Here is a 3,790-nt window from a genome sequence, read left to right as displayed (position 1 = left end):
CATTTTCCTCAAATCCCTTCCTACTCTTGTTTGTATTTTTAGAGATGCCCTACAAAGAACAATTATGACAGTAGATATAATTCCAACCTATTTTGTTTCCCATGGTGGTGGGCCTTGGCCCTATATGAAAGAGCAGTATGGCAATCTATTCGATCGCCTCGAAACTTCGTTGCAAGATATACCCCACCAGATCGGGAGTGCCCCAAAAGCTGTGTTAGTGATTTCGGGACATTGGGAAGAGACAGAATTCACGATTTCGTCGAGTCCTAATCCACCCATGATTTACGACTATTCGGGATTTCCCGCCCATACATACCAAGTTCAATATAAGGCGCCCGGTTCGCCAGAGTTAGCAATGCGCGTGCGATCGCTACTTGAGGATGCTGGACATTCGGCACATCTTGATGACAAACGCGGCTTTGACCATGGCACTTTTACCGTGATGTATCCCATGTACCCAGATGCACAGATTCCCATCGTCCAGTTGTCGCTCAAGCGGGGCTACGATCCCAAACTACATTTGGAAGTAGGAAAAGCTCTGGCTCCATTACGAAAAGAAGGTATTCTCATTCTTGGGAGTGGCTTAAGCTATCACAATCTCAGGCATTTTGGATCGAGCGGTGCTGTTGCCTCCCAACAGTTCGATCGCTGGCTTCAGCAGACGCTCATTCAGTCCACTCCGACGCAGAGAAGCGATCGCCTGATCGACTGGGAAAAAGCCCCCTCTGCCCGGCTAGCCCACCCACAGGAAGACCATTTAATTCCTTTAATGGTGGCGGTAGGTGCAGCCCAAGATGAAGCCGCAACCTGTATTTATCATGAGGAAAATCTATTTGGCGGTATCGTCGCTTCAAGTTTTCGCTTTGGCTAATTTCGTTTGGTCAAGCCGCAGCATAAGTCCAAATTACTCATCAAGTGGAGCCAACTCAATCTAAAGATAGTAGTGGCTTTCAATCCAAGCCATCACTTCGATTTCGGAGCCAAAACGAGCCGTTTGACCTGTTTTAGGATCGTAAACGCACCAGTAGGTATTACCATGCCAATCTGTTTTGCTCCAAACCTTAATTTCATTACTGTTGCTGAAGCTACTAGCGATCGCCTGCAAGCAATTTTGAATTGCAAGTTTAATGCCAGCTAAAAAGCTATCGGGGATAAAAGAAATTTGCATAATTTCCGTACCAAACATGGAGGATGTTGATATCTCTATTTGTAAAGGTTTACAATCGGATTGAGAAGGTACAGATTTAGCTACTTTAACTAGTACAGTTGCCTAAATTCACGAAAAGGTTTGACTGTACTAGTTAAAATACATGAAACTGTACTAGGTATTCCCAACCGCGATCGCTATATACTGCTGAGAATACTGCCAAGCCGCACCCACGTTGCCCCCTATGAGAATCCCGTTAAATCGCACTTCTCAAGAACCGATCTATTTGCAAATACGCGATCGCATCAGTCGCTTGATCAAATCTGGTTCGCTCCAGCCAGGAGAACAGTTACCCTCGATTCGCGCCCTCGCCGAAAGCGTGCAGGTCAATAAACTCACAGTGATTGAAGCCTATGGCGTTTTGGAAGCTGATGGATTGGTTTTCGCGCGGCAAGGTGCGGGGTATTTTGTTAATAATTTTGCCAGTGCCAGTAATTTTGCGAATCATGGCATTGCAACACCTGAACGTAGTTCCACCCTCGATCCTGCCCAAGAGGTGGTAATTGCCAAAAAATGGGGTGAGTCTTTTCTAGATCAGTACATGACTTCGTTACAGGCTCAGCAGGAGCCAGACATGATTGATTTCACTTCTGGGTTTCCTCGTCCTTCAGGGCTAGAAGATTTGGCAAAGATAGCACGACGCGCCATGACGCAAGTGGGGGACGTTCTCTTTAGTTATGATTTTCCGCAGGGACAGTTTACCCTGCGCAAGCAAGTGGCACAGATGCTTGCATGGAAGTTGGGGTTAGAAGTCTCCGCTGACGATCTGATAATTACCAATGGTTCCAAACAGGCTTTATCGCTAGCCTTGCAATATCACCTACGGGCAGGTGACTGGGCGATCGTCGAAAGTCCCACCTATCATGGCGCGATCGCACTCTTAGAGAACTTGGGTGTAAGGATTATTGGCATTCCCATGTGCAAAGATGGCATGAATTTGGAGCTATTGGAGAAGTATCTGCATAGCCACCGTCCCAAATTGATCTATACGATCAGTACCTTGCACAACCCTACGGGCATCACCACATCTCAAGCCCATCGTCGAGAACTGCTCTCACTTGCCGAAAAATATCACTGCCACATTTTAGAAGATAATGCCTATGAAGGACTGAACTTCGCTCCCTCCCCCGCACCGATTAAAGCCCTCGATCGCAGCGATTTAGTCACCTATGTGGGTACTTTTTCTAAAACCCTGATGCCCGGATTGCGGGTGGGGTATATGCTGGCAACGGGCAAACATTATCAAGCCTTGGTAGAGCAAAAATTGCTCCATGACCTCCATGTTTCCACTGTTGCTCAAGCGATCGCAAGCGAATATCTAGCTTCAGGTCATTATCGCCGTCACCTCAATCATCTTCGCACGATTAACCATCAAAGGCACGACGCCATGTTGCAAGCGATGGAATGTAACTTCCCCGATTCTGTGCGTTGGACTGTGCCACAAGGGGGGTTGTTCATCTGGGTACAACTGCCCGATCGCACGCCAATGGCTGCAATCCGTCAGGCTGCTGCGGAACAAAAGGTTCTGATTGGCTGCGGCAAGCCCTTTTTCCCTGATGGACAGGGGTATCCCGCCCTACGTCTCAATTTCTCGCAATCCCTAGAAAACATCGATCGCGGCATTGCTCTCTTGGGTGACTTACTCAAACAATTCCTCCTGCGATCGGAGCGAATCACATAATTTGCGGAAGTTCTAAGAATTCATCAGGTTCGCATCTACTTCTCACCCTGCAGTCCATGAATTCCATTTGATAGCCTGTCTTTCTTGCACGCCACAGTCAAAAAATACTCAATTGTTTCAGCTAGGTGCTTGAGTTTAACTGGCTTCGTTAAATATTCATTTACTCCAGCTTCTAGACATTTTTCGCGATCGCCTACCATCGCCAAGGCCGTTAGAACGATCACTGGAACATTACTTAATTCTGGATTCGCTCGAATATGTTTCGTTGCAGTTAGTCCATCCATTTTGGGCATCTGAATATCCATTAAGATGATGTCGGGGTGTTTGGTGTTCGCTATGTCTAAAGCTTCTTGTCCATCGGTTGCTAAAAGCAACTCATATCCTTGATTTTCTAAATAATCCCAAATCGTATCAACATTCTCTTGATTATCTTCAGCAATCAGAATTTTGGGGCGTTCGACGTAATTCCATCTTTGCTTCAATTCTAAAGTATTTGGCAGACTGTCCACAGAAGGCTCTAGTTCAGCTTTTCCTTGCTTGAAGGGCAACTGGATCTTAAAGCAACTCCCTTTATTTACTTCGCTCTCAACGCTGACACTCCCCCCATGCATTTCAGCAATTTTTTTCACTAAAGATAGTCCCAAGCCAGTTCCAGTATATTTGCGGTTAAGCGTATTATCAACTTGAACAAAAGGCTGAAAGATTTTACCAATATCCTCTGGTGCAATACCGATGCCAGTATCTTTTACAGTAAAAGAGATATAATCGGGCTCTTCCTCTGCGGTAGCTTCTAGGGTAATACTACTACCTTCTGGAGTAAACTTGACGGCGTTGGAGAGCAAATTGATTAATAGAGTTGTTGGGAAATAAAAACAAGTTGTGGACAGGGTTTTCCTCTTCCC

Annotated in this window: 4 protein-coding genes; 2 read left to right on the top strand and 2 right to left on the bottom strand. The window is 46.0% G+C overall.

The features are described 5' to 3' along the window. Nucleotides 1-871, top strand: an 871-nt coding sequence (locus tag V2H45_RS25295; RefSeq protein ID WP_330486468.1) for a DODA-type extradiol aromatic ring-opening family dioxygenase, incomplete at its 5' end; no start/stop codon positions are given. A 60-nt stretch (nucleotides 872-931) separates the two neighbouring features. Here the strand turns inward: V2H45_RS25295 and V2H45_RS25290 are convergent. Further along, nucleotides 932-1,168, bottom strand: a complete 237-nt coding sequence (locus tag V2H45_RS25290; RefSeq protein ID WP_330486467.1) for a hypothetical protein — start codon at nucleotides 1,166-1,168, stop codon at nucleotides 932-934. 223 nt (nucleotides 1,169-1,391) lie between these two features. Here V2H45_RS25290 and V2H45_RS25285 point away from each other — a divergent pair, with 223 nt between their 5' ends. Continuing rightward, nucleotides 1,392-2,888: an aminotransferase-like domain-containing protein gene (locus V2H45_RS25285; RefSeq protein WP_330486466.1), complete on the top strand. Its 1,497-nt coding sequence runs from the start codon at nucleotides 1,392-1,394 to the stop codon at nucleotides 2,886-2,888. Nucleotides 2,889-2,923: 35 nt separating this feature from the next. Here V2H45_RS25285 and V2H45_RS25280 read toward each other — a convergent pair. Continuing rightward, nucleotides 2,924-3,790 (bottom strand): ATP-binding protein (locus V2H45_RS25280; RefSeq protein ID WP_330486465.1); only part of this gene is annotated, 867 nt, incomplete at its 5' end.

This window comes from Tumidithrix elongata BACA0141 (assembly GCF_036349135.1).
Taxonomy (GTDB): Bacteria; Cyanobacteriota; Cyanobacteriia; order Pseudanabaenales; family Pseudanabaenaceae; genus Tumidithrix; species Tumidithrix elongata.
The sequence above is the reverse complement of the archived record's forward strand: the minus strand, read 5'-3'. Positions and strand labels throughout refer to the sequence as shown.

Bases quoted from the DNA above. Each gene is read 5' to 3' on its own strand.
- V2H45_RS25285 (WP_330486466.1), top strand. From the start codon at position 1,392: ATGAGAATCCCGTTAAATCGCACTTCTCAAGAACCGATCTATTTGCAA.
- V2H45_RS25290 (WP_330486467.1), bottom strand. From the start codon at position 1,168: ATGCAAATTTCTTTTATCCCCGATAGCTTTTTAGCTGGCATTAAACTT.